Source organism: Sphingomonas sp. F9_3S_D5_B_2 (assembly GCF_054263715.1).
On the sequence record NZ_JBSZFB010000002.1, the window covers coordinates 93,087 to 115,887 of the forward strand.

General features: G+C 65.2%; 29 protein-coding genes and 1 tRNA gene. 15 read left to right on the forward strand and 15 right to left on the reverse strand.

Going from position 1 to position 22,801, the window contains the following annotated elements; translation table 11 throughout:
- Nucleotides 1-23: 23 nt before the first annotated feature.
- Nucleotides 24-1,823, forward strand: a complete 1,800-nt coding sequence (locus ACUXST_RS06260) for an AcrB/AcrD/AcrF family protein (RefSeq protein WP_458389111.1) — start codon at nucleotides 24-26, stop codon at nucleotides 1,821-1,823.
- Between the two features lie 6 nt (nucleotides 1,824-1,829).
- Here ACUXST_RS06260 and ACUXST_RS06265 read toward each other — a convergent pair whose 3' ends face one another.
- From ACUXST_RS06265 to gluQRS, 10 genes are all read right to left on the reverse strand, one after another.
- Nucleotides 1,830-2,462: a MarC family protein gene (locus ACUXST_RS06265; protein WP_458389112.1), complete on the reverse strand. Its 633-nt coding sequence runs from the start codon at nucleotides 2,460-2,462 to the stop codon at nucleotides 1,830-1,832.
- On the reverse strand, nucleotides 2,459-3,094 hold the full coding sequence (locus ACUXST_RS06270) for a hypothetical protein (protein WP_458389113.1): 636 nt from the start codon (nucleotides 3,092-3,094) through the stop codon (nucleotides 2,459-2,461). Before ACUXST_RS06270 ends, ACUXST_RS06265 begins: the two co-directional genes overlap by 4 nt.
- Nucleotides 3,091-3,978: a bifunctional methylenetetrahydrofolate dehydrogenase/methenyltetrahydrofolate cyclohydrolase FolD gene (gene folD, locus ACUXST_RS06275; RefSeq protein ID WP_458389114.1), complete on the reverse strand. Its 888-nt coding sequence runs from the start codon at nucleotides 3,976-3,978 to the stop codon at nucleotides 3,091-3,093. Before folD ends, ACUXST_RS06270 begins: the two co-directional genes overlap by 4 nt.
- Entirely contained in the window at nucleotides 3,975-4,277 is a 303-nt protein-coding gene (locus tag ACUXST_RS06280) for a YggT family protein (RefSeq protein ID WP_458389115.1), read from the reverse strand. Before ACUXST_RS06280 ends, folD begins: the two co-directional genes overlap by 4 nt.
- 35 nt (nucleotides 4,278-4,312) lie before the next feature.
- On the reverse strand, nucleotides 4,313-5,272 hold the full coding sequence (gene egtD, locus ACUXST_RS06285) for an L-histidine N(alpha)-methyltransferase (protein ID WP_458389116.1): 960 nt from the start codon (nucleotides 5,270-5,272) through the stop codon (nucleotides 4,313-4,315).
- Nucleotides 5,256-6,503, reverse strand: a complete 1,248-nt coding sequence (gene egtB / locus ACUXST_RS06290; protein WP_458389117.1) for an ergothioneine biosynthesis protein EgtB — start codon at nucleotides 6,501-6,503, stop codon at nucleotides 5,256-5,258. Before egtB ends, egtD begins: the two co-directional genes overlap by 17 nt.
- The gene (locus ACUXST_RS06295) at nucleotides 6,500-7,123 is read right to left on the reverse strand and encodes a flavodoxin family protein (protein ID WP_458389118.1); all 624 of its coding nucleotides are present in this window, start codon (nucleotides 7,121-7,123) and stop codon (nucleotides 6,500-6,502) included. Before ACUXST_RS06295 ends, egtB begins: the two co-directional genes overlap by 4 nt.
- An 82-nt stretch (nucleotides 7,124-7,205) precedes the next feature.
- Nucleotides 7,206-7,766 carry a cob(I)yrinic acid a,c-diamide adenosyltransferase gene (locus ACUXST_RS06300; RefSeq protein ID WP_458389119.1) on the reverse strand — a complete coding sequence of 187 codons (561 nt, stop codon included), beginning with the start codon at nucleotides 7,764-7,766 and terminating at the stop codon, nucleotides 7,206-7,208.
- A gap of 12 nt (nucleotides 7,767-7,778) precedes the next feature.
- Nucleotides 7,779-7,985 carry an HIG1 domain-containing protein gene (locus ACUXST_RS06305; protein WP_458389120.1) on the reverse strand — a complete coding sequence of 69 codons (207 nt, stop codon included), beginning with the start codon at nucleotides 7,983-7,985 and terminating at the stop codon, nucleotides 7,779-7,781.
- Nucleotides 7,986-7,994: 9 nt separating this feature from the next.
- Nucleotides 7,995-8,849: a tRNA glutamyl-Q(34) synthetase GluQRS gene (gluQRS, locus tag ACUXST_RS06310; RefSeq protein ID WP_458389551.1), complete on the reverse strand. Its 855-nt coding sequence runs from the start codon at nucleotides 8,847-8,849 to the stop codon at nucleotides 7,995-7,997.
- Nucleotides 8,850-9,045: 196 nt separating this feature from the next.
- On the opposite strand from gluQRS, the gene ACUXST_RS06315 reads away from it, so the two are divergent.
- A complete protein-coding gene (locus ACUXST_RS06315) occupies nucleotides 9,046-9,612 on the forward strand; it encodes an HNH endonuclease (RefSeq protein WP_458389121.1) in 567 nt (188 codons plus the stop codon).
- Here the strand turns inward: ACUXST_RS06315 and ACUXST_RS06320 are convergent.
- Nucleotides 9,585-10,466 (reverse strand): UTP--glucose-1-phosphate uridylyltransferase, encoded by an 882-nt coding sequence (locus ACUXST_RS06320; protein WP_458389122.1) that lies wholly within the window; start codon nucleotides 10,464-10,466, stop codon nucleotides 9,585-9,587. The two genes, ACUXST_RS06315 and ACUXST_RS06320, sit on opposite strands and share 28 nt — an antisense overlap.
- Nucleotides 10,463-10,786 (reverse strand): hypothetical protein, encoded by a 324-nt coding sequence (locus ACUXST_RS06325; RefSeq protein WP_458389123.1) that lies wholly within the window; start codon nucleotides 10,784-10,786, stop codon nucleotides 10,463-10,465. The genes ACUXST_RS06320 and ACUXST_RS06325 overlap by 4 nt, the downstream gene beginning before the upstream one ends.
- 76 nt (nucleotides 10,787-10,862) lie before the next feature.
- Here ACUXST_RS06325 and ACUXST_RS06330 point away from each other — a divergent pair, with 76 nt between their 5' ends.
- The 5 genes from ACUXST_RS06330 to ACUXST_RS06350 all read left to right on the forward strand — a co-directional run bounded on the left by ACUXST_RS06330 (nucleotide 10,863) and on the right by ACUXST_RS06350 (nucleotide 16,358).
- Nucleotides 10,863-11,435 carry a TlpA family protein disulfide reductase gene (locus ACUXST_RS06330; RefSeq protein WP_458389124.1) on the forward strand — a complete coding sequence of 191 codons (573 nt, stop codon included), beginning with the start codon at nucleotides 10,863-10,865 and terminating at the stop codon, nucleotides 11,433-11,435.
- 52 nt (nucleotides 11,436-11,487) lie between these two features.
- Entirely contained in the window at nucleotides 11,488-11,970 is a 483-nt protein-coding gene (gene nusB / locus ACUXST_RS06335) for a transcription antitermination factor NusB (RefSeq protein ID WP_458389125.1), read from the forward strand.
- Complete coding sequence (thiL, locus tag ACUXST_RS06340) at nucleotides 11,967-12,947, forward strand: thiamine-phosphate kinase (RefSeq protein WP_458389552.1); 981 nt, start codon at nucleotides 11,967-11,969, stop codon at nucleotides 12,945-12,947. The genes nusB and thiL overlap by 4 nt, the downstream gene beginning before the upstream one ends.
- Before the next feature lie 162 nt (nucleotides 12,948-13,109).
- Nucleotides 13,110-15,269 carry a sodium-translocating pyrophosphatase gene (locus ACUXST_RS06345; protein ID WP_458389126.1) on the forward strand — a complete coding sequence of 720 codons (2,160 nt, stop codon included), beginning with the start codon at nucleotides 13,110-13,112 and terminating at the stop codon, nucleotides 15,267-15,269.
- Nucleotides 15,270-15,395: 126 nt separating this feature from the next.
- Nucleotides 15,396-16,358 (forward strand): IS1595 family transposase, encoded by a 963-nt coding sequence (locus ACUXST_RS06350; protein WP_458389127.1) that lies wholly within the window; start codon nucleotides 15,396-15,398, stop codon nucleotides 16,356-16,358.
- A gap of 146 nt (nucleotides 16,359-16,504) precedes the next feature.
- On the opposite strand, the gene ACUXST_RS06355 is transcribed toward ACUXST_RS06350, so the two are convergent.
- Complete coding sequence (locus tag ACUXST_RS06355; protein WP_458389128.1) at nucleotides 16,505-17,245, reverse strand: DUF3800 domain-containing protein; 741 nt, start codon at nucleotides 17,243-17,245, stop codon at nucleotides 16,505-16,507.
- 3 nt (nucleotides 17,246-17,248) lie between these two features.
- Here ACUXST_RS06355 and ACUXST_RS06360 point away from each other — a divergent pair, with 3 nt between their 5' ends.
- The 8 genes from ACUXST_RS06360 (at nucleotide 17,249) to ACUXST_RS06395 (ending at nucleotide 20,834) form a co-directional block, all read left to right on the forward strand.
- Nucleotides 17,249-17,383, forward strand: coding sequence for a hypothetical protein (locus ACUXST_RS06360; protein WP_458389129.1), 135 nt, complete (start codon nucleotides 17,249-17,251; stop codon nucleotides 17,381-17,383).
- The gene (locus ACUXST_RS06365) at nucleotides 17,380-17,625 is read left to right on the forward strand and encodes a hypothetical protein (protein WP_458389130.1); all 246 of its coding nucleotides are present in this window, start codon (nucleotides 17,380-17,382) and stop codon (nucleotides 17,623-17,625) included. Before ACUXST_RS06360 ends, ACUXST_RS06365 begins: the two co-directional genes overlap by 4 nt.
- Nucleotides 17,626-17,664: 39 nt before the next feature.
- Nucleotides 17,665-18,636, forward strand: a complete 972-nt coding sequence (locus ACUXST_RS06370) for a quinone oxidoreductase family protein (RefSeq protein ID WP_458389131.1) — start codon at nucleotides 17,665-17,667, stop codon at nucleotides 18,634-18,636.
- 139 nt (nucleotides 18,637-18,775) lie between these two features.
- On the forward strand, nucleotides 18,776-19,024 hold the full coding sequence (gene infA, locus ACUXST_RS06375) for a translation initiation factor IF-1 (protein WP_458389132.1): 249 nt from the start codon (nucleotides 18,776-18,778) through the stop codon (nucleotides 19,022-19,024).
- On the forward strand, nucleotides 19,025-19,597 hold the full coding sequence (locus tag ACUXST_RS06380; RefSeq protein ID WP_458389133.1) for a Maf family protein: 573 nt from the start codon (nucleotides 19,025-19,027) through the stop codon (nucleotides 19,595-19,597).
- Nucleotides 19,590-20,546: a ribonuclease gene (locus ACUXST_RS06385; protein WP_458389134.1), complete on the forward strand. Its 957-nt coding sequence runs from the start codon at nucleotides 19,590-19,592 to the stop codon at nucleotides 20,544-20,546. The genes ACUXST_RS06380 and ACUXST_RS06385 overlap by 8 nt, the downstream gene beginning before the upstream one ends.
- On the forward strand, nucleotides 20,530-20,715 hold the full coding sequence (locus ACUXST_RS06390) for a DNA gyrase inhibitor YacG (protein ID WP_458389135.1): 186 nt from the start codon (nucleotides 20,530-20,532) through the stop codon (nucleotides 20,713-20,715). Before ACUXST_RS06385 ends, ACUXST_RS06390 begins: the two co-directional genes overlap by 17 nt.
- 43 nt (nucleotides 20,716-20,758) lie before the next feature.
- Nucleotides 20,759-20,834 (forward strand) — tRNA-Phe (locus tag ACUXST_RS06395).
- Nucleotides 20,835-20,850: 16 nt separating this feature from the next.
- On the opposite strand, the gene ACUXST_RS06400 is transcribed toward ACUXST_RS06395, so the two are convergent.
- Together ACUXST_RS06400 and ACUXST_RS06405 are read right to left on the reverse strand one after the other, a co-directional pair.
- Complete coding sequence (locus ACUXST_RS06400; protein WP_458389136.1) at nucleotides 20,851-21,831, reverse strand: Gfo/Idh/MocA family protein; 981 nt, start codon at nucleotides 21,829-21,831, stop codon at nucleotides 20,851-20,853.
- Complete coding sequence (locus ACUXST_RS06405) at nucleotides 21,828-22,799, reverse strand: MDR/zinc-dependent alcohol dehydrogenase-like family protein (RefSeq protein ID WP_458389137.1); 972 nt, start codon at nucleotides 22,797-22,799, stop codon at nucleotides 21,828-21,830. Before ACUXST_RS06405 ends, ACUXST_RS06400 begins: the two co-directional genes overlap by 4 nt.
- Between the last annotated feature and the right edge of the window lie 2 nt (nucleotides 22,800-22,801).

A 22,801-nucleotide genomic window follows, 5' to 3' on the forward strand; every position in this document is an offset into this window, starting at 1 on the left:
AAACGAGCGGCTACAGCGCTAGCATGCTTCAGCGCAAGCAGGACGTGAACGCCGCGGTGCCGCTGGATTGGCTCGAACGGCACTGGAAGTGGGTGACGCTCATTGCCTGGGCGCTGTTCTGCGCCTGGTTCGTCTACAGCCGCTGGACCGACATCCGGCTGTTCAACCTGGCGGATACCGACGACAATATGCGCATGATGCAGGTGCGCGGCCTGCTTCACGGGCAGGGCTGGTTCGACCTGCGGCAGTATCGGCTTAATCCGCCGTTCGGAGCCAACATCCACTGGTCGCGCCTCGTCGACCTGCCGATTGCCGGGCTGATCCTGCTGCTCCGGCCGTTCCTCGGCGGGCCCGGAGCCGAGCGGATTGCCGTCGGCTTCGCGCCGCTGCTGCCCTACCTGATCCTCCTGTTCTCGCTTGCGCTTACGGCACGGCGCCTGATCGACCCGCGGGCCTATCCGCTGGCATTCGTCGCCATCTATTTCGCTGGCTCCACCAACGGCATGTTCATGCCGGAGCGGATCGACCACCATGGCTGGCAGCTTGCGCTTCTCGCGTTGTCGGTGGCCGCGCTTGCGGATCGAAATCGAGTGCGCGGCGGAGCTACGCTGGGCATTGCCACTGCCCTGTCCCTGACGATCGGGCTCGAGATGCTCATCTATCTCGCCATCGCGGGCGCTACGATGGTGCTGTTGTGGGTTGCGGACCGCGAGGAGAAGGTCAGGCTCTCCACCTACGCGTTGTCCCTGGTCGCGGGGACGGCGATCGCCTTCCTGGTCTTCACTTCCTACGCAAACCGCGCGGCCGTTTGCGATGCGCTGTCGCCGGTGTGGCTTTCCGACGCCCTGCTCGGCGGAGCACTGATGTACGGCCTCGCCTGGATGTCCCCCGAACAGCGTGGACGACGCCTTATTTTCGCGCTGGGCGCCGGAATTGCCGTTGCCGCCTTTCATGCGCTGACCTGGCCGCATTGCATCCAGCGCCTCGAGGGCGTTTCGCCGGAAGTCGAGCGGCTCTGGCTCAGTCACGTCCGGGAAGCCCGCCCGGTGTACAAGCACGGCTGGCAGACTGCGTCGATTACCCTGGCGCTTCCGCTGACGGGTTGCATCGGATGGCTGCTGCTGATGTTGCATCGCCGTCGCGATGCGGAGTTGACGCGGCGGACTGCCGCTGCGGCGGCCATGTGCATCGCAGCGACGGCGTTGCTGTTCTGGCAGATGCGAACGGGTCCGGCAGCGCAGATGCTGGGCTCTGTCGGCGCCGCCGCGATTATCTGGCTGCTGGTGCCGCCGCTCTGGAATTCGCGCTGGGCGCCGGTCAGGGTGCTCGGCGTCGTCATGGTGGTCGTGATCGGCGCCGGTGCAGCGGTGCCGTTGGCCATCAGCTATGTTCCGGGCAAAGCGCTCACGCCCAGGGAGATCGCCATCAACCGAGCCAACCGGCTCTGCAACACGCTTTGGGCCTATCACCCGGTGGCCATTCTGCCGAAGGGGGTCGTCTTCACCTTCGTGGACTTCGGGCCGCGGCTGATCACGGTAACGCACCATGACTCGATCGCCGGGCCATATCACCGCAACGGACAGCAGATCGCCGACGTGATGAATGCATTCCGGGGACCCGAGCCGCAGGCGCACGCGCTCGTCGCGAAATATCACTCCAGCTACCTGCTGACCTGCCCGAACAGCTCGACCACCACGATCTTCTCGAGCGAGACTCCGAACGGCTTCTACGCGCAGCTCGCCAAGGGCAAGGTGCCGAGCTGGCTCACGCCCGTCCCGCTGCCGAAGGACTCGCCGTTCCGAATGTGGAGAGTGGTGAGTTAGGCGCCCTCAGCCGAGGACGCGCGGGAAGCTCTGCTTGAGCCCGTCGACGACGAACTGCGCCGCCAGGGCTGCGAGGATCACCCCAAGAACGCGGGTGATCATCGCTTCGACCTTCTCGCCGATCAGCCGCATCAGGGGGCCGGAGGCGAGCAATGTCACGAGCGTGATCAGCATGACGACGGTAATTGCGGCAAGCACGACGAGGACGTGAGTGATCGTCTCGGCGCGGCTGATCCATAGCATGGCGCTGGCGATCGACCCGGGACCCGTGATCATCGGAATGGCCATCGGGAAGACGCTGATGTCCTCCGCTTCGGGCGTGCCCTCGATCGCGTGCGCCCGGCTTTCGCGGCGCTGCGTCCGGCGCTCGAACACCATGTCGAGGGCGATCACGAACAGCATGATGCCGCCGGCGATGCGAAAGCTCGCCAGGCTGATGCCGAGTGCCTCGAGCATCGGCCGGCCGAGAAGCGCGAAGAACATCAGGATCGCCCAGGCGATGACCGACGAGCGAAGCGCCATTGAACGGCGGTGCGCGGCGGACGTGCCGCGCGTCAGGCTCGCAAAAATCGGCGCACAGCCGGGCGGGTCGATGATCACCAGGAAGGTGACCAGCGCCGACCCGAACAGTTCGATCATTTGGCGGGCAGATCCCTGGTCAGCACCTGGACGTAGCCGTGGCCCTTCCACTGGAACAGCCGGAAGTGACGTCCGCCTTTGGAGTCGACGCGCCAGTCCCAGCCGAGCGTCTTGTCTGCGGACTGTCCGCGGCCATTGTCGATCCGCGTCGTCTGCGCCTTTTTCGTGCTCAGCGCCGGCGGCGCGGCAATGGGAGCTCCCGATGGCTTGCCGGCGCAGGCGGCACGATGGACGACCGGCTGTCCCCGGGCTGCCGCGCCGGTGCTGGGACCGCCGCCGTCGTAGACCCAGCGCCAGCCGGCGTCCGTTCGCTGCCAGACAGTCGTGAAGGACCCGCCATGCCGGCCCCCGACCCCGAACCACGGGCCGGTATTCACCGCAGTACGTCCGTCGCACGAGACGTAGCTGTGCGCCGGACGCCAGCTAATCGAGCGACGCGGATCCTTGCGCCCCCTCAGGAAATCGCGCGCCCAGGAGGCCTGCGGGGTGAGGATGACGGCATCCTTGTCCGCGTATTTGCGGAAGGCGCTCCACTGTCCGATCCGCTGGGCATCGGCTGCGAAAGCGCGCTCGGCGTCGATCGCCGTCGGCGCGGGTACGACAGCGAAGAGAAGTGCGGCGGCGACGATCATAGACCCTCCGGAGCTGGAATGGCGTGGCGGCGGAATGCGGCGACGACGGTGTTGCGAAGCAGGCAGGCGATGGTCATCGGACCGACGCCGCCGGGAACCGGGGTAATGGCGCCGGCAACCGCAAGAGCCTGGTCAAACGCCACGTCGCCGAGCAGCTTGCGGCTGCCGTCCGGCTGCTCGACACGCTCCTGGCCGACGTCGATGACGGTCGCGCCGGCTTTGATCCAGTCGCCGCGTATCATCTCAGGCCGCCCGACCGCCGCAACGACGATGTCGGCGCGCTTCACCACGCTGGGAAGGTCCCGCGTTCGCGAGTGGGCAATGGTCACCGTGCAACTGGCGCGCAGCAGCAGCTGCGCCATCGGCTTTCCGACGATGTTCGAGCGCCCCACCACCACGGCGTCCAGCCCGGACAGATCGCCAAGCTCGTCCTGAAGCAGCATCAGGCAGCCGAGCGGCGTGCACGGCACCAGCCCGTCGAGCCCGGTCGCGAGCAGGCCGGCATTGATCGGGTGAAAGCCGTCCACGTCCTTGGCGGGATCGACGCGAGTCAGGATCGACTGGTCGTCTACGTGACGGGGCAATGGAAGCTGTACGAGGATGCCGTCGACGCTCTCATCGGCATTGAGCTGGTCGACGAGCGCCAGCAAATCTTCGCTCGACACCTCCGCAGGGATGCGGTGCTCGAAGCTTTCCATCCCGGCGTCGATCGTGGCCTTGATCTTCGAGCGGACGTAAGCGGCGCTCGGCGGGTGCTCGCCGACCAGAACGACGGCCAGGCCCGGTGCCCGGCCGGTTTGGCCTTTGAATTCGGCCGCAAACTCCGCGACGCGGCTCCTCAGCCGGGCGGCAGCGGCGCGCCCGTCGATCAATTTGGCCGTCATTGCACGTTCTGGGTGAGGCTTACTTCTGCCCCGGTCAGCAGCATGTCGGCGATCTGGATCAAAATCAGCAGGACCAATGGCGAGAAGTCGATGCCTCCGAAGTCTGGCAGCATGGCCCGGATCGGCCGGTAGATCGGCGCGCTGATACGCTCGAGTGCCGAGGCGAAGGCGCGGACGCCCTGCGAGCTGGGGTTGAGCACGTTGAACACGAACAGCCAGCTCAGCACCACCTGGATGATGATCAGCCACCAGATGATGTCGAGCAGGTAATGGGCAATCTGGAAAAGTGCGTGGAGCATCGCGGCGGCTTAGCCGTGCCGGTGCTGGCGGGCAATCAGGGCGCGAACCGCTCTTTCTGCGCGTCCGCGAGGATGACCGAGAAATCGCCGTTGGCATCGCTCCATTCCGCGATAGGCGTCCAGCCTCCCGCGAGGAGGAGCAAGCGGGCGCCGCGATGCCCGTACTTGTGACTGTTCTCGGTGTGGATCGACGAGCCCCGATCGAAATGGAAGCTGGTGCCGGAGATGGAAAAGTCGATTTCCCGCTGCGCGACGAGGTGCATCTCGATCCGCGACATGATGTCGTTCCATCGCGCTTCGTGGCGGAACGCATCGACAGGGATATCGCCGTCGAGCTCTCGGTTGATCCGCTCGAGCAGGTTGAGGTTGAATTGCGCGGTAACGCCCGAGGCGTCGTCGTAGGCGGCGATCAGCCGTTCGACGGGCTTCACCCGATCCATACCGATCAGGAGCTGCGCGCCGGTCCCCAGTAGCGAGCGGAACCGGCGGAGCAGTTCGGTGGCGCTCCACGGGACGAAGTTGCCGATCGTCGAGCCGGGAAAGAAGCCGAGCTTCGGAAGGTGCGCGACTGCATCGGGAAGGGCGAAGTCGCGCGCGAAATCGGCAACCACCGGAAGGACGTCGATGGACGGGAAGCTCTGCTGGATCTCCTCTGCGCTGAGCTCGAGGTAGTCGCCGGAAATGTCGACGGGAACATACGCTGCCGGTCGGATCGCGTCGAGGAGCACAGGCGTCTTGGTAGCCGAGCCGGCACCGAACTCGACGACAGCCGCACCCTCCGGGACGTGTCCGGCGACCTCGGGCATGATGCTCTGCAAAAGCACGGTTTCGGTGCGGGTCGGATAATAGCTCGGCAGGCGGGTGATGTCGTCGAACAGCTCGGACCCACGCTGGTCGTACAGCCAGCGCGCCGGAACCGCCGGGATGGGTGAAGTGAGCCCCGCGAGCACATCGTCGCGGAAGGCACGGGTTTGCGGATCAAGCGTCGCGAGCAAGGCGGACTCCGGTGAATTGCCAGCGCGCGTCCGGCGGGAAGAAGTTGCGGTAGGATGCGCGGCTGTGGCCGCGCGGAGTCGCGCAGCTGGCGCCCTTCAGCACGAACTGCCCGCACATGAACTTGCCGTTGTACTCGCCGACAGCGCCCTCGGCAGTGACGAAGCCGGGGTAGGAGGCGAAGGCGCTCTGCGTCCACTCCCAGACGTCACCGAACATGCCGCCCCCTGGCCGCGGAACCACCGGCGCAGCCTCGTCGAGCTGGTTGCCGAGGTGCGGGTCGGCGGAGGCGGCGAAGCTTTCCCACTCCGCTTCGGTCGGCAGGCGCGCACCGGTCCAGCGGGCAAAGGCGTCGGCCTCGTAATAGCTGACGTGGGCAACGGGCGCAGCCCAGTCGATTTCGCGCCGGCCGGCAAGCGTGAACTCGGTCTCTTCGTCGCGCCAGTAGAGCGGCGACTTTACGCCAGTGCGGCGGACCCAGTCCCAGCCTTCGGCCAGCCACAAAGTCGGTGTTGCGTAGCCGCCGGCGCTGATGAACTCGCGCCACTCTCCATTGGTGACGCGGCGGCCGGCGAGGCTGTGCGGCTGGAGGAAGACGCGATGGCGCGGACGCTCCGAGTCAAACGCAAAGCCAGGGCCGTCCGACCCGATTTGCACTACTCCCTCGCGGCCGCTGTGAAAAGCGAGGGGCTCGGCGGCGAAGCAGGTCGCGGCCGCGAGTTCACCGTAGGCCGGTTCGAGCGGGTTCTCGGCGAAGGCGGCGAGCAGGTCCGTCAGCAACAATTCCTCATGTTGCTGCTCGTGGTTGATCCCGAGCTCCACCAGCGCGCGTGCATCGGGGCTCAGAGACGGCAGCGCCCGGTCGAGCGCTTCATCGACCGCGGCGCGATAGTCGCGCACTTCATCGAGCGTGGGGCGGCTGAGCATCCCACGCCGCGAGCGGTCGAGCCGTTCGCCTTCGCCTTCGTAATAGCTGTTGAACAGGAAATGGAAGCGTTCGTCCTGCGGCCGGTAGTCGGAGACGTGATCGCGAAGCACGAAGGTTTCGAAGAACCATGTCGTGTGCGCGAGGTGCCACTTGGCCGGGGACGCCTCCGTGAAGGGTTGGAGCGAAGCGTCGGCATCGCTGAGCGGGCCGGCGAGGTCGAGTGTAAGCCTGCGCGTCGCGAACAGCCGCGATGCGAGTCGGTCCGAGCTATTCGCCCGGACGGCCAGCGGGGCAGAGGCGTTCACTTGGGCTGCGCTACTCCCGGGTACGGTTGTGCCTTTAGCAGATTCGCGAGGTGAACGGCATTGGAAGCGAGCATGTCGATGCCCTGCTGGACCGCGTCGGGAACTTTACGCAGATCTTTGAAGTCGGTTTTGTGCATCGCTTCGCCAACCCAGTAGGACGCCGCGCCGGCGGGGATGGTCCACCCCTCGTCGTTCAAAGCCTGGAACAGGGACGCCGTGACATTGTGCGCGCCGTCTTCATTGCCGACGATCGCAGCCAGCGCGAGCTTCCCGTAGCTCGGCATTCGACCCTGGTCATCGGTTTCGCTGAGGAATGCGTCCATGCGCTCGAGGACGCGTTTGGCGACGCTAGACAATTGGCCGAGCCAAATCGGCGTACCGAAGATCAGGATATCGTTTTCGAGTATGCGGCGCCGGATGTCCGGCCATTCGTCGCCCCCGCCTTCGTCGGAGTTCACGCCGGGAAGGACGTTGTGGTCGGCGATCCGGATGGTCTCTCGAATCTCCGCGCCGCGCTTCTGCAGAGCGTCGGTCATCAGCCCGATCATCTTGTCCGTGGACGACGGCTCGGACCCGCTGCGCTTCAACGTGCAGTTGATGGCTATGGCAGTGAGCGGCACGCGCGACCTCCGTTACGAGCAGGGAACGGTGCTATAACGGCTGTTTGCGCGGTTCGTGCCGCTGCGGGGTACCGGCTTTCGGCTAGGTGCGTGTCGCTCCGGGCTGCCACAGCACATCTCCGGCGCCACTGGCGGCCACTGCACGCGCAGCGACGAACAAATGGTCGGACAGCCGGTTCAGGTAGGCAAGCGCCAGTGGGTTCAGCGGTTCGGCCTCGTTAAGCGCCACTGCCGCGCGCTCGGCACGCCGAACAAGAGTCCTCGCCAGGTGGAGCGACGCGACGGCGGGTGAGCCGCCAGGCAAGATGAAGCTAGTGAGCGGCTCGAGGTCCCTGTTCATGGCATCGATCTCGCGTTCGAGCCGGTCGACCTGGCTGGCGACGATGCGAAGCGCCCCATCAATCTCGCCGGGCGTCGCCACGTCCGCGCCGAGGTCGAACATTTCATTCTGGATGCGCAGCAGGGTGTCTGCCGCTTCGCCACTATCGAGGCTAGCTATCGCTACACCGATGGCAGCGTTGGCTTCGTCGACCTCGCCGATCGCCGCCATTCGCAGGCTCGCCTTGCTGACACGGCTGCCGTCGACCAGCCCGGCGCTGCCGCCGTCCCCAGTGCGGGTGTAAATCTTGTTGAGTTTGACCAATCCGCCAGCCGCTTAGTGGGTCGACTGACCGGCAACGACCAGGATCAGGATCACGATGACGATCGCGACTCCCTGATAAAGCACGCGCCGCTGCATGTAGTGCTGCTGCCGCTCGCCGGTGACGTCCTTGCCGGAAGCCATGGCGATGACCCCGCGCACGAGGACATAGGCGGTCGCGGCCATGGCGATCAGCAGCAGGATGAGCAGGGGGAGTCGCATGGCCGCTATTTAGGCGTCCTGAAGGCGAAAGCCAGACGGCAGAAGGCCGGTAAGCAGCTCCCTCACAAGCGAGGTCCCGTCCAATCCGCTCTCCCGCATTGCCGCAAGGGTCGGCGCGAGGTGGCGCTTCGCGAGGCGACGGCCGTCGGCGTGAGTGACCAGCGGATGGTGCAGGTAGATCGGCTCGGCGAGTCCAAGGAGAACCTGCAGGAGGCGCTGCGTCGGCGTGGAGGGCCGCAGATCGGCGCCGCGCACGACGGTGGTCACCCCAGCGGCGGCATCGTCGAGCACGCAGGCGAGGTGGTACGAGGCGGGCGCATCCTTGCGCGCGAGGATGGCGTCGCCGATTTGCTCCCGTCCTGCCGTGAAGCTTTTGCCATCGACCTCTGTCCAGCTCGGTATTCCGGCCAGTTCGAGCGCCTTGGCCGAGTTCAGCCTCCAGCAGTGCGCCGTCGTTCGGCGCCGGTCAGGGTCGTCCGGAAGCCTGCGGCAGGTGCCGGGATAGGTGCTTGCCGCATCGCCGTGGTTGGCAGTCAGCGACAGCGCGATGTCCGCCCTGGTGCAGAAGCACGCATAGACCAGACCACGCGCCCTGAGCCGTTCGAGAGCCTCGTCATAGGAGGCGGTGCGGTGCGACTGCACGAACAATGGTTCATCCCAGTCCAGACCAAGCCAGCGAAGGTCCTCGAAAATCCCGTCGACGAATTCCGGACGGCAGCGGGTTTGGTCGAGATCCTCGATGCGCAGCAGGAACTTGCCGCCTTCCAACCGAGCCCGGTCGTGGCCAATTGCTGCACTGAACGCATGGCCGAGGTGCAGCCGTCCGGTCGGCGAGGGAGCGAAACGCGTGACGACTTGCACCATCACGATGCACAGGCCTCTTGACCGCGAGTCCCGGAAAATGCTGTCATGACCATGTCACGCTGGCTTGGCATCCAGCGGTCGACAAGGGAAGACGGGCCGATTGCCCTCTCCTCCTTAGGCCCTGACTGGGGCGCGTGCGACGAGGGCCGGGGAGCTGCAGTTCGGACCAACCGGACGAAAGGCTTGTGGCGCCCGCATGTATCACCCCGAATTGATCCGCCATCCCGAGAGCTGCCCGGCACTGGTCCTCAACGCCGATTACACGCCGCTGTCCTATTACCCGCTCTCGCTTTGGCCGTGGCAGACGGCGATCAAAGCAATGTTCCTGGAGCGCGTCGACGTAGTCGCTCATTACGACCGCGAAGTGCACAGTCCCAGCCGGGCGCTGAAGCTGCCGTCGGTCATCGCGCTTCGCGACTACGTCCGGCCGAACGAATATCCGGCGTTCACCCGGTTCAACCTGTTCCTGCGCGACAAATTCCGCTGCGTTTATTGCGGCTCGGGCCGGGAGCTGACGTTCGACCACGTGATCCCGCGCGCTCAAGGTGGCCGAACGACATGGGAAAATGTCGCCACCGCCTGCGCGCCGTGTAATCTTCGCAAGGGCGGACGGACGCCCGTGGAAGCGCACATGCCTCCCCAACGCGAGCCGATCCGTCCGACGAGCTGGCAGCTGCAGGAGCACGGGCGGGCGTTCCCGCCGAACCACTTGCACGAAAGCTGGCGCGACTACCTTTACTGGGACGTCGAGTTGGAAGCCTGAGCAGCGAGGAACTCGCGCACGGCCGGCCCGACATCGTCGCGGTCCAGCGCCATGGCGAGATTGCCGATGACGAACCCGGCGGCGCTTCCGCAGTCGTAACGCTCGCCTTCGAACCGATAGGCATGGAACGGCTGTTGCCCGATCAGCTTTGCCATTGCGTCGGTGAGCTGGATTTCGCCCCCCGCGCCGGTTTCCTGTGCGTCCAGCTCACGCATGACCTCCGGCTGAAGAATGTATCGGCCCGGCAGCATGAGGTTTGACGGGGCGGTGCCAGGTGCGGGCTTTTCGACCATTCCGCGGATCTCCGTCAGGCGGCCGTCGGTCGAGCCCGGATCGATGACGCCATAGTTGTGCGTCTCGCTGTCCGGCACCTCAAGTGCGGCGACGAGGTTGCCTCCGACCCGCTCATATGCCTCGATCATCTGCGCCAGGCAGTTCGGCGTGCCGTACATGAGCTCGTCGGGAAGGAGCACCGCAAAGGGCTCGTGGCCGACGATGTGCCGGGCGCACCAGACCGCGTGCCCGAGACCGAGCGGCTGCTGCTGGCGAACGGTTACGAGCTCGCCGAAATGGGTGTTGGAGGGCTCCAGCACGTCCAGGCTCTTGCCCTTGCCGCGCATGGTCGTCTCAAGCTCGAAGGCAGTATCGAAATAGTCGACCAGCGAGGACTTGCCGCGCCCGGTCACGAAGATCAGCTGCTCGATCCCCGCCTCCCGCGCTTCGTCGACGGCATACTGGATCAGCGGCCGGTCGACGATCGTGATCATCTCCTTGGGGATGCTCTTGGTCGCAGGGAGCAGGCGGGTGCCGAGCCCGGCCACGGGAAAGACGGCCTTGCGGATTTTGCTGATCATTTGGGTGTTGCGAGTCCGGTTTCGTTGGTGACGGGGTAAGGGTCGGCGCCCGCTGGAAGCTCCGGTGCGGCGCCGCCACTTGGCGGAGGAAGGTCGAACGGGTCAGGCTCACGCGGAGTCGACCGGGTCATCAGTTCATCGATTCGCTGAGGTCTGGCGTACGGCGGCGCCTGCAGCAGGTCGGCAGGCGTTGGGGTTGCGCTTGCCATGGCCGGTTTCACCGGCAGCGGCTGTCCGGCCGGCGGGCGGAGATCTGCAACCTTCCCGCATCCGGCCAGAACTGCGGCGGTAAAGATCAGCAGGTGACGCGCGAGCTTCATCGGCGACCGACTAGCCGCTAAGGCCTCCCCGCGCCAGCACATGCATGAGCCGCAAGCATCTTCCGGGGAGCTATCCGTGCCATCCACCCCTATCCGTCTGACGACCGTCATCGCTGCAGCGGCGGCCCTGCTGGGCTGCGGGAAAGCCGAGCAGGCCAAGCCGACGAAGAACAAAGACGCGACCGAGGGACAAGCCGGGCTCGCGAAGGGCGTCGACCGCTCGCACAAGGGTACGGCCGCGCCTGACGTCCAGTTCGTCAATGGCGACGGCGAGGAAACCAGCATCGCCGAGGTTGGCGGCGGCAAGCCGCTGCTGGTGAACCTCTGGGCGACGTGGTGCGCACCTTGCGTCAAGGAACTCCCGACCCTCGACAAGCTCGCGCAGACTTCAAAGGGCGTGCAAGTCGCGGCGATCAGCCAGGACTTTGGGCCGCACGCTTCGGTCGAAGCATTCCTGACGTCCCGCAAGATCACGAACCTGGCGGCGTTCCAGGACAGCAAGATGGCGCTCTCGGGCGCGCTGAATGCGCAGATACTACCGACGTCCATCCTGTTCGACGCGAAGGGACAGGAGGTGTGGCGCTATGTCGGAGACCTCGACTGGACGAGCCCGGAAGCTGCCAAGCTTCTTTCGGAAGCGGGATCCTGACGGAGTCGCGGCCTTTCGTGCACGGCACATGGGCGTTAGGGGCTGGCCGCCCATGAGTCAGACCCGTTCCCGTTCGCGCTCCGCCGCCCGCCTCGCCGCAGTGCAAGCTCTTTACCAGCGGGAGATGGAGGGGACGCCGGTTCCGCGGCTACTCAAGGAATTTCACGATCACCGCCTCGGCGCGACCATCGAGGAGGCGGAATATCACGCCGCCGAGCGCGATTTCTTCGATGATGTCGTCAGCGGCGTCGAGGCGCGCCAGGGCGAGATCGACGGCAAAATCGCAGCGCACCTCGCGGCGGGCTGGTCGCTCGAGCGGCTTGATCGACCGATGCGCGCGATCCTGCGCGCCGGAGCCTACGAGCTCATTGCTCGCAACGACGTGCCGGTCGGCTCCGTGATCTCCGAATATGTCGATGTCGCCCATGCATTCTACGACAGGCGCGAGAGCGGCTTCGTCAACGGACTGCTCGATTCCATTGCCAAGGAGGCTCGGAGCCGCGGCGGAGGAGTCGAAGCGGGCAACGCGGGATAGTGGACGAATCGGACGTCATTGCCCGCGTCCGGCGGATCGCTACCGACCCCGCCGCTCGGGGCCTTCAGGATGACGCGGCGCTACTCAACGGCCTTGTCCTGACCCACGACAGCATCGCCGAAGACGTTCATTTCCTGAGCACCGACCCGCCAGCCAGCGTCGGCTGGAAACTCGTGGCGGTGAACCTATCGGACCTGGCTGCCAAAGGTGCCGAGCCGGTCGGCGCCCTCCTGTCGATGGCGCTTGCTGGCGATCCGGGGTGGGATTCGGAGTTTCTCACCGGCATCGAGCACGCTTGCGAAAGCTACCGGCTGCCGCTGATCGGCGGCGACACCATCGCGCTGCCCGCGGGAAGTACGCGCGTGCTCGGAATGACAGCCATTGGCCGTGCAGGAGAGCGGGTACCGGACCGCGCTGGTGGCCGTCCGGGCGACCGCTTGTGGTTGATCGGCCATGTCGGCGATGCAGCCGCGGGGCTTCAGCAACTCCGCGCCAGCCCTCGGGCGGCGAGCGTGCTGGTGGACGTATACCGGCGTCCGGTGCCGCTGCTTGCCGCAGGGCGCGCACTTGCCGCGCACGCCCATGCGATGATGGACATATCGGACGGTCTCCTGCTCGACGCGCGACGCATGGCCCAGGCGAGCGGCTGCACGATCGAGATTGCGCTCGACAGCCTGCCCTTGTCCGAAGCCTTCATCGGCGAGGTGGGGAAGGATTCCCGGGCTCGTTTGTTCGCCGCTACCGGAGGCGACGACTACGCTCTGCTGGCCGCGCTGTCAGCGGAGCTCGACCCGTCAACGCTTTGTTTACCTTCTGGCACCAGAATCACGGCCGTCGGTGTCCTTCGCAATGGCGAGCCGCAGGTGCGGCTGACCAGCGAAGGCAAGCCCGTCGATCTGCCGGAGACACTTGGCTTTGAGCATTCGCGCAATCAGCATCGGGACACTTCCCACCCATTCCTGGCTGATCGGCATTAGCGGCCTGATCTCCGGCATGGCAGCGGCCCTGCTCATCCACTAGCCTGCTCCGGGCGCGGAGTTGCAAGCTCCGCCTGCGCCCCATAAAGAACGCCCTGTTCTTCAAGGCCGCGCGGTTCCCGCCGGCCACATCCAGTTTGCGCGAACGGGGAAAAATCGCTGATGAACCTGCTTCTGATAGCCATCGTCTGTGGCATTATCGCCGTCCTCTACGGTATCGTCACAAGCCGCCAGGTGCTCGCAATGTCGCCCGGCAATGCTCGCATGGTCGAGGTTGCAGCCGCCATCCAGGAGGGTGCGGGCGCCTACCTGCGCCGTCAGTACACGACGATTGCCATCGTCGGCGTGGTCGTCGCCATCATCGTCGGTGTGTTCCTGGGCGTGCTTTCTGCCGTCGCGTTCGTGATCGGCGCGGTACTCTCCGGAGCGGCCGGCTTCATCGGCATGAACATCTCGGTCCGCGCCAACGTCCGCACCGCTGAGGCTGCGCGCACCAGCCTTCAGAGTGGCCTGACGACGGCGTTCCGCGCCGGAGCCGTCACCGGAATGCTCGTCGCCGGCCTCGCCTTGCTCGCGATTGCCGGTCTGTTCTGGTACCTGACGGGTCCCGGCGGCTATGCCCCGAACGACCGTCCGGTCATCACTGCCCTGACGGCGCTCGCGCTTGGCGCATCGCTGGTCTCCATCTTCGCGCGTCTCGGCGGCGGCATCTTCACCAAGGCCGCGGACGTCGGCGCCGACCTGGTCGGCAAGGTCGAAGCCGGAATCCCCGAGGATGACCCACGCAACCCCGCAGTCATCGCCGACAACGTTGGCGACAACGTCGGCGATTGCGCAGGCATGGCCGCCGACTTGTTCGAAACCTATGTCGTGACAGTCGGCATCACGATGGTCTCGATCGCTCTTGCGCTCGGAAACGCGCCGCTCACGCGGGCGCTGATGATCCTGCCGCTGCTGATTGGCGGGGTCTGCATCATCACTTCGATCATCGGCACCTACATGGTGAAGCTCGGCAACAAGGGCTCCATCATGGGCGCTCTTTACAAGGGCTTCTGGACGGCCACGCTCCTCGCCATCCCGGCGATCTTCGCCGCCTTCTACTTCTCTCTCGACGGCGACCTGAACTCGGTCATCGGCGGAGCAGGGGCCGGCACGCCGGGCGCTCCGACGACCGCAGACGCGGGCGGCTTCACGGGCATGGACCTCTTCTATTCGAGCCTCATCGGCCTCGCGGTCACGGCGCTGATCGTCTGGATCACCGAATATTACACGGGCACGAACTACCGCCCGGTCCAGTCCATCGCCAAGGCCAGCCAGACCGGCCACGGCACGAACGTCATCCAAGGCCTTGCGATCAGCCTGGAGTCGACCGCGCTCCCGACCATCGTCATCGTCGTCGGCCTGATCGCCAGCTACCAGCTTGCCGGCTTCCTGGGCGTCGCGTTCGCGGCGTCGGCGATGCTCGCGCTTGCCGGAATGGTGGTCGCGCTGGACGCTTACGGTCCGGTTACCGACAACGCCGGCGGCATCGCCGAAATGGCCGGCCTGGAGGAAGACGTGCGCACGCGCACCGATGCTCTCGACGCAGTTGGCAACACCACGAAGGCAGTCACCAAGGGCTATGCGATTGGCTCAGCCGGTCTCGCCGCGCTGGTGCTGTTCGGCGCCTACACGGCCGATCTGCGTGAGTTCGGCGGCTCGATCGGCGTGACGACCAGCCTCGACACGCTCTTCAGCCTGTCGAACCCCTACGTCATCGTCGGGCTGCTGCTCGGCGCCATGCTGCCGAACCTGTTCGGCGCGATGGGCATGACCGCCGTCGGCCGCGCCGGTGGTGCGGTCGTCGAGGAAGTCCGCGCCCAGTTCCGCGAGAACCCGGGCATCATGGATGGCACCGCCCGTCCCAACTATGCGCGGACCGTCGACCTCGTCACCCGCGCTGCAATCCGCGAGATGATCATCCCCTCGCTGCTTCCGGTGCTTGCCCCGATCGTCGTCTACTTCCTGGTCGGCGCAGTCGCCGGCAAGGAGAACGGCCTGGCTGCCGTCGGTGCGCTTCTGCTCGGCGTGATCGTCTCCGGCCTGTTCGTCGCCATCTCGATGACCAGTGGCGGTGGTGCCTGGGATAACGCCAAGAAGTACATCGAGGACGGCAATTATGGCGGCAAGGGCTCGGAAGCGCACAAGGCTGCCGTGACCGGCGACACCGTTGGCGATCCCTACAAGGACACCGCCGGTCCGGCCGTGAACCCACTGATCAAGATCACCAACATCGTGGCGCTCCTGCTGCTTGCTGCCCTTGCCGCGCACGCTGCCCACTAAAGCGAACACCAATACGTCACTTCAGCCCTGCTCCGGTCCGCCGGGGCGGGGCTTTTCTTTTGGCGATTACGTATTTGACAAACCCACGTTGATTGAGTAAGACGGACGGCAAGGAGTAATGCCGTTATGTCCGTTCTATCCCAGCCCCGCTTTCACGACGAAGCCAAGGCTTTCGAGTATCTGGAAAGCATCGTCTGGGCGGACGGCACTGTATGCCCGCATTGTGGCATTATCGGCGGTCGCGTTTACAAGCTTGACGGTGTTCGCGGTAAGCCGAGCAAGAAGAGCCCCGAAGGCGCGATCCGCCACGGCCTGAAGAAGTGTGGCGAGTGCCGGAAGCAGTTCACCGCCAAGGTTGGCACCGTTTTCGAGGACGCCAAGCTCCCGCTTCACATCATGCTCCAGGCCGTTCACCTGATGATGAGCAGCAAGAAGGGCATCAGTTCGCACCAGCTAAGCCGCGTTCTGGAAATCCAGTATAACTCCGCGTGGTTCCTGTCTCACCGCATCCGTGAAGCCATGCGCTCCGGTGATCTTGCTCCGTTCGGCGGCGAGGGCAGCATTGTGGAAGTGGACGAGACCTTCATCGGCAAGCTCAAGGGCGTTCCGAAGAAGCGCGCCTTCCACCACAAGATGAAGGTTCTTGCGCTGGTAGATCGCACGACCCGTCAAGCCCGCACGATGGTCGTGGATAATGTCAGCGCCGCAACGCTGCTGCCGATCGTCAAGGCGAACATCGCTCGCGAAGCTGTCGTCATGACGGACGAAGCGAACGCCTATCGCACTCTCGGCCAGCACTTCGCCGGCCACGGCTTCACCGCTCACGGTGCGGGCCAGTACGTTGACCTTGCCAACCGCGAGATCCACACGAACACCATCGAGGGCTACTTCAGCATCTTCAAGCGCGGCATGAAGGGTGTCTACCAGCATTGCGGCGAGCAGCACCTGCATCGCTACCTCGCGGAGTTCGAGTTCCGGTATAACAACCGTCAAGCGAACGGCTGCAACGATGGGGAGCGCACCCAGCAAGCGCTTCGGGGCATCGTTGGCAAGCGCCTCACCTATGGGGGGCCTGTTGCGACGAACTGACTCGAAATTGAGTCTGGACGGTACGGAGCCGGAACAGCTCTGGCTTGCAGGCATATAAAGAGTTCTTTATATCGTTAAGTGGAACTCCACGGCCCGAATACGGTGGATTGCCACCCGTGTCGCAGGGCTAGGGCCGTGGGGGACCATCACATCTTAGTTTGATGGTTCCAGACGGTCAGAAAGCGTGCAGACTTAGGGGTGTCCACCGCCCAATCGTCGCGCCCAGACAGGTTCTGCACGAGCTTCGCGAGTTCTGCCTTTGACGGCTTCGCGTAAGAGATGGAGTTCCGCTTCGCGGCTATTGCTCCGAGAACTACATCGGCCATTTGAACGATGTTGGATTTGCTCGAACAAACAGGTTCAATCTCGCGAACGCAATTTGGACGGGCTTTGTAGAGTTTGTAAGCATCTGCACAGATCGCGCCCCGTAACGTGCACACGTCCTTGCAATCGGCTCCCGAGTCCAAGCGGACCCGTATGGCGCAGTGCGGGCCGTAGAAACGCGCCACGCGGTGAAGCAAAAGCTGGTAGTACATTCGGTTAACACTGGTGTCCTTAGTGTCTCCCGGCCTCGCTTTGTGCTGGTAGCCCTTGAACTTCGCAATGATGACATGGAGTGCCGCCTGTCGTTCTTTCACCAAGTCAAAAGCGTAGCGGACAAGAGCTTCGTAGGCGTCCTTCCGGTCTCCGCCTCGATACTCTGACCAGTGAAACTCCGAAGTCATGTTGGCGCTAGCACGGATGCGATCAACGGCCGCATTCACCTCGGCGATGCGGGTGCCCCGAACAGCAAAGCCTCCTGCAACCATGTAGGTGCGATCACGACTGCTGCTATCGCCGAAGAAGGTCAGTGATGGTAAGATGGGCGCAGATATAACGATGGGCACGACATGGCCGACCCTAAGACGCAATCCGACAAGTTCAAGCAAGCCGCTCGCGAGCTAGAGTGCGACGACGACGCAGCGCGCTTTGACGAGCGAATGAAGAAGCTGGTGAAGCACAAGCCGGTGGAAAAGCCGGAGTGAAAAAGGACGGCGCCTATGTGGACGGCGTAGCGCGGCGTACTAAGCGCGTCTTCATTCTCATTGAACTTGTGACAGCGCTGATCGTCACCTCAGGGGCGATTGATTGTTCGTTTGGCCTCGGCTGGGGCTACCACTGGAAAGACGTAGCCATAGGGCTGGGCATCATGTTGTGGGGCGGCTTTGTTTACCTCTGCTGCAAAGGTATTTTCCGCTTCCTCGGCTCGGGTTTGTCAAATACGTAATCGCCTTTCTTTTGGGCCGGATAGGCGTTGAAGCCGCCCATGCCGCACGCGATCCGAATCCATGAGACCGGCGGCCCCGAGGTCCTCATGTGGGAAGACGTCGAGGTCGGCGAGCCTGGTCCGGGACAGGTCCGGCTCCGCCAGGAAGCTGCCGGCCTCAACTTCATCGACGTCTATCACCGCACGGGTCTGTACCCGCAGGACCGCCCGTTCACGCCGGGGGTCGAGGGAGCGGGCGTAGTCGACGCAGTCGGTCCCGATGTGAGCGCGCTGAAGATCGGCGATCGCGTAGCGTACGCTGGCCCGATCGGCGGATATGCCGAGGTCCGGCTGATCGACGCGGACCGCGTCGTAGAACTGCCGGACGCAATTCCTTCAGAGCAGGCGGCAACGATGATGTTGCAGGGTCTCACCGCGCACATGCTGCTTCGACAAGTCCATAAGGTGAAGCCTGGCGAGACTATCCTGATCCACGCGGCCGCCGGGGGTGTCGGCCTGATCGTGTGTCAATGGGCCAAGGCGCTCGGAGCGACGGTGATCGGCACCGTGGGCAGCGACGAAAAGGCGGAGCTCGCGCGAGCACACGGCTGCGACCACCCGATCGTCTACACCCGCCAGGACTTCGTCGCCGAAGTCGACCGCATCACCGGAGGGCGCAAGCTGCCGGTTGTCTATGACTCCGTCGGCCGCGACACCTTTCTGAAGTCAATAGAATGCCTGGCGCCGCGCGGGATGATGGTCAGCTTTGGCAATGCCTCGGGACCGCCCGATCCGATTGCGCCGGGGCTGCTCGCGCAGAAGGGCTCGCTCTTCCTGACCCGCCCAACGCTCTACAATTACGTGGCCGCGCGCGCCGAACTCGAGTCCGCAGCGAACGCCCTCTTCGACGTCGTCGCGTCGGGCGCAGTGAAGATCGAGGTCAAGCAGCGGTTCCCACTGCGCGACGCTGCCGAAGCCCATCGCGCCCTCGAATCCCGCCGAACGACGGGCTCGACGATCCTGACGATTTGATCTGACTTCATCTTCCCATCTGGTAGAATCGTTGGCGAGGCCACGGCCTTGTGGGGAAATCATGGAAGGTGGGCGCCTTCCCTTTTGTGGCGCCCGCCGCTAAGGCTCCGCGACTTTTTATCAGCAAGAGAGGACTCGCTTGGCCAAGGAAGAATTGCTCGAGATGCGCGGGCGGGTGGTCGAACTGCTGCCCAATGCGATGTTCCGCGTCGAGCTTGAGAACGGCCACGAAGTTCTCGGCCACACGGCCGGCAAGATGCGCAAGAACCGCATCCGCGTGCTCACCGGCGACGAAGTGCTGGTCGAAATGACGCCCTATGACCTCACCAAGGGGCGGATCACCTATCGCTTCATGCCAGGACGCGCGGGACCGCCCGGCTACCCGTAAATGCGGCTGATCCTCGCGTCCGCGAGCCCGCGCCGCATGGACCTCCTGGCCCGTATCGGCGTCACGCCTGACGCCGTCCTCCCCGCCGATATCGACGAGAGCGTTCCGAAGGGCGAGCTGCCGCGCGACCATGCCGCGCGGCTCGCGCGTGAGAAAGCGCATGCTGTCGCGGCGCTCGAACCTGACGCGCTCGTCCTTGCCGCAGACACGGTGGTAGCGGTCGGCCGCCGCATCCTACCGAAGGTCGAGGACGAACAGACGTTGCGCTCCTGCATGAAGCTGCTGTCGGGGCGCCGCCATCGGGTAATGACCGGGGTTGCTCTCGCCATTCCTGGGATGGGCACGCGCGAGCGGCTCGTGGAGACGATGATCGCCATGAAGCGGCTTAGCGACGAAGAGATCGACTATTACGCAAGCCACGGCGAGTGGCGCGGCAAGGCCGGCGGCTATGCGCTTCAGGGTTACGGCGAGGTCTACGTCCGCCACATCGCCGGAAGCTATTCGAACGTGGTCGGCCTGCCGCTTGCGGAAACGCGCGTGCTCCTGAAGTCGGCGGGATATCCGCTTGCCTGAATGGTGGATCGAGCGTGGCATCGGCGAGACCCGTGCTGCGCTGGTCGAGGACCGGGCGATCGTCGAGGCAAGGATCGAGCTTCAAAACCTGGTCCGTGCCGGAACCGTCACCGCCGCCAGGCTCAGCAATAATGGAAGCAACGGGCGGAACGCTCTGGCGCTTGACGATAGTGGTGCCGAATACCTCCTGCCCCGCGGCGCTGCGGGCATCAGCGAGGTTGCGGAGCTTGCGATTGAGGTCACGCGCGAGAAGATTCCGGGCGCGGAGCCCTGGAAGCGTGCCCTTGCTCGCGTAAGCACGGATGAGCCCCGCCAAGCTCCAGCGCTGAACGGCCGTGCGCTGCCTTTTCCCGCTGCTGATGATGCGCTCGCAGCCGCGGGCTGGAACGACCTGATTGAAGAAGCGCGCTCGGGCATCGTGCGCTTCGCCGGCGGCGAGCTCCGGATCTCGGCGACACCTGCGATGACCCTGATCGACGTCGACGGCTACCTGCCGCCGGACGAGCTTGCGGTGCTCGGTGCCGCAGAGGCAGCGAAGTCGGTGCGCCGCCTCGACATAGGCGGGTCGATCGGCATCGATCTGCCGAGCGCCGGCAGCAAGGCCGCGCGGCAGGCCGCCGCAGCCGCAATCGACGCGCACTTGCCGCAGCCGTTCGAGCGCACGGCGGTCAACGGCTTCGGCTTCGTCCAGATCGTCCGGCCGCGCACGCGGGCGTCGTTGGTCGAGCTGGCGCAAGACCGTGCGGCGTTCGAGGCGCGCGCGCTCATGCGCCGGGCTGCGCTGGACAGGCCGGGGCCAAGGCGGCTGGCGGCACATCCGGCAGTCATCGCTGCAATCGAGGCCGGCGGTGATTGGACGGACAGGCTTTCGCGTCACGTCGGTGGCGCCATCAGCTTGCGCGCCGACGCTGCTCTTCCCATGTCGGGCGGGTATGCGGAACCGTTCTGACTCAAAGCGTTGCCCCTTGTGCGGCAAGCCCGAACACGTCGATCACGCGCCTTTCTGCAGCCGCGGCTGCAAGGATCGGGACCTGCTCAAGTGGCTCGGCGAAGGCTATCGGATTCCGGGGCCGCCGGTCGATCCCGAGAGGGTGGACAGCGAAGAGGACGCCGGTTAGGGACCGCCGTCGCTTGGCCGGGCCCGCCCGTCCCGACGCGGATGCCCAGGTAGCTCAGTTGGTAGAGCACGTGACTGAAAATCACGGTGTCGGCGGTTCGATCCCGTCCCTGGGCACCATCACCTCTCCCGGACGCTAGCTGCCCCCGTTGTAGAGCCGGTCGAGGACACTGGCCGTCTCGAGCAGCCCTTGCGTACTGCCGCTGAAGCGCTCGCCGGCCGCGAGCGTGCGGACCCACTCGGCGGCGGCTCGGCCGCCCCATTCATCGGGGGCAGATGCAATCTGCTCGGCGTTGCGGCCGTGGAACTGCTCGGCGGTGAAATCGAAGAACGATCCTTCGACGTTGCGCATTTGGGCTCCGCCGCCGGTGCCAATGACGGTTGCTTCGATCACCGCGTCACGCCCGGCGCTGAGGTTCCATGAACAGGCGATCCGCACGTTGACGCCGTTGGCGAGGCGGAGCTGCGCAATCGCGTAATCTTCCACTTCGTCCGGGGCGACCGCTCGTCCATCGCGCAGCAGAGTGGAGCTGGCCATCTCGACATCCGGAAAATCGAACAGCCAGAGCGCCAGGTCGACGAGGTGCACGCCAAGGTCGATCAGGCAGCCGCCGCCGGACAGCTTCGGATCCCAGAACCAGCCGGCGCCCGGGCCGTAAGCGTTGTGGAAGGTAAGGTCGGCAATGAATGACTTTCCCAGCATTCCAGAGACCACGCGCTCCCTGACCGCCTGCATGGCCGCCGTGTAGCGGTAGGAAAGGTCGACCCCGAGCAAGCGGTCCGAGCGCCGTGCGGCTGCGAGCACTTCGTCCACCTCGGCAGCCGTGCGGCCCAGCGGCTTTTGGCAGAACACGGCGGCCCCGGCGTCGAATGCCCGCACGCATTGCTCAGCGTGAAGTGCGCTCGGTGTCGCGATCACCACGCCGTCCGGCTTGCGTGCGAGCAACTCGTCCAGCGAACCAACGAGCTGCGCACTGGGCGCGAGCTCCTGGGCTTGAGCGGCCATCTCGCTGCTTGGATCGCAGATTGCGACTGCCTCGGCCTGACCGGTTGCAAGCATCGCCTGCATGCGATTGCGGCCGATCCAGCCGGTACCGAGAAAACCGAGCCTGATCACGCGGGCAGGACGACGGCTTTAACGAAATTGCCCGGGCGGTCGCGCGTGGCGTCGAGTGCCTCGCCGAGCTGGTCGAGCGGATAGCGGTGGGTGATTAGCGCCTTGGGATCGAGCTGGCCCGAAGCGATTGCCTCTGCCGCTTCCTGCATGCCGCGAAGGGCGACGTTCTGGTCTCGTTCGTGGGCGTTGGCGACGTCGAAGCCGCGCCAGTTCCACAGCTGCATGTTGACCTGTCGCGGCCCGTCCTGGTGATAGCCGGCGATGACCAGCCGGCCGCCCTCCGCCGTGAGTTCGGCGGCGAGGTCGAGCGGCCATTGCTTGCCGACGGCTTCGATGACGCGGTCGCAGAAGCGGCCGTCGGTCAGCCCGCGGACCCGATCGATGATCTGCCAGTGATCGTGCATCGGGATAGTTTCCGCAGCGCCCATGCGGCGTGCCAAGTCGAGCGATTCTTCGCGGCGGGAAATGGCAATCACCCGCGCCCCTGCGTCGCTCGCGAGTTTCACGAGGGCTCCGCCGAGGAAACCGATGCCGACGACCGCGACCGTCTGTCCGGCCTGGATGTCGCTCCTGCGGAAGATGTTCATCGCGCAGCCGAACGGCTCCAGCGGGACGTCGAGTCCCTCGAGTGCGTGGGGCAATTTCACGACGGCGCTCGCATCGGCGAGATCGTATTGCGCATAGGCCTTGCCACTCAGCAGGCCGACCCTGTCGCCAGGCTTCAGATCGGTCACTCCGTCGCCGACCGCATCAACGGCGCCCCAGCCTTCATGGCCGAGGCTGCCCGGCTCGGTCGGAAACTGCATCCACTCCGGGCCGGCCCATGGCGTGAGGTTGGAAGCGCATACGCCGCAGCCTTCGAGGCGGACGCGGACCTGGCCGGGTCCGGGCTCCGGCACTGGAACGTCGGCAATGTGCAACTCGCCGGGGCCGGTGACGACCGCCGCACGCATCAGATTGTGGGTCATCC

What these genes read in the sequence shown, in the direction of transcription:
- ACUXST_RS06390 (WP_458389135.1), top strand. Translation starts at nt 20,530, where the DNA reads ATGCGGAACCGTTCTGACTCAAAGCGTTGCCCCTTGTGCGGCAAGCCC.
- ACUXST_RS06405 (WP_458389137.1), bottom strand. Translation starts at nt 22,799, where the DNA reads ATGACCCACAATCTGATGCGTGCGGCGGTCGTCACCGGCCCCGGCGAG.
- ACUXST_RS06370 (WP_458389131.1), top strand. Translation starts at nt 17,665, where the DNA reads ATGCCGCACGCGATCCGAATCCATGAGACCGGCGGCCCCGAGGTCCTC.
- ACUXST_RS06360 (WP_458389129.1), top strand. Translation starts at nt 17,249, where the DNA reads ATGGCCGACCCTAAGACGCAATCCGACAAGTTCAAGCAAGCCGCTCGC.
- ACUXST_RS06350 (WP_458389127.1), top strand. Translation starts at nt 15,396, where the DNA reads ATGTCCGTTCTATCCCAGCCCCGCTTTCACGACGAAGCCAAGGCTTTC.
- ACUXST_RS06325 (WP_458389123.1), bottom strand. Translation starts at nt 10,786, where the DNA reads ATGAAGCTCGCGCGTCACCTGCTGATCTTTACCGCCGCAGTTCTGGCC.
- nusB (WP_458389125.1), top strand. Translation starts at nt 11,488, where the DNA reads ATGAGTCAGACCCGTTCCCGTTCGCGCTCCGCCGCCCGCCTCGCCGCA.
- ACUXST_RS06265 (WP_458389112.1), bottom strand. Translation starts at nt 2,462, where the DNA reads ATGATCGAACTGTTCGGGTCGGCGCTGGTCACCTTCCTGGTGATCATC.
- ACUXST_RS06345 (WP_458389126.1), top strand. Translation starts at nt 13,110, where the DNA reads ATGAACCTGCTTCTGATAGCCATCGTCTGTGGCATTATCGCCGTCCTC.
- ACUXST_RS06260 (WP_458389111.1), top strand. Translation starts at nt 24, where the DNA reads ATGCTTCAGCGCAAGCAGGACGTGAACGCCGCGGTGCCGCTGGATTGG.
- ACUXST_RS06305 (WP_458389120.1), bottom strand. Translation starts at nt 7,985, where the DNA reads ATGCGACTCCCCCTGCTCATCCTGCTGCTGATCGCCATGGCCGCGACC.
- ACUXST_RS06280 (WP_458389115.1), bottom strand. Translation starts at nt 4,277, where the DNA reads ATGCTCCACGCACTTTTCCAGATTGCCCATTACCTGCTCGACATCATC.
- ACUXST_RS06320 (WP_458389122.1), bottom strand. Translation starts at nt 10,466, where the DNA reads ATGATCAGCAAAATCCGCAAGGCCGTCTTTCCCGTGGCCGGGCTCGGC.
- ACUXST_RS06315 (WP_458389121.1), top strand. Translation starts at nt 9,046, where the DNA reads ATGTATCACCCCGAATTGATCCGCCATCCCGAGAGCTGCCCGGCACTG.
- gluQRS (WP_458389551.1), bottom strand. Translation starts at nt 8,849, where the DNA reads ATGGTGCAAGTCGTCACGCGTTTCGCTCCCTCGCCGACCGGACGGCTG.
- ACUXST_RS06270 (WP_458389113.1), bottom strand. Translation starts at nt 3,094, where the DNA reads ATGATCGTCGCCGCCGCACTTCTCTTCGCTGTCGTACCCGCGCCGACG.
- ACUXST_RS06380 (WP_458389133.1), top strand. Translation starts at nt 19,025, where the DNA reads ATGCGGCTGATCCTCGCGTCCGCGAGCCCGCGCCGCATGGACCTCCTG.
- folD (WP_458389114.1), bottom strand. Translation starts at nt 3,978, where the DNA reads ATGACGGCCAAATTGATCGACGGGCGCGCCGCTGCCGCCCGGCTGAGG.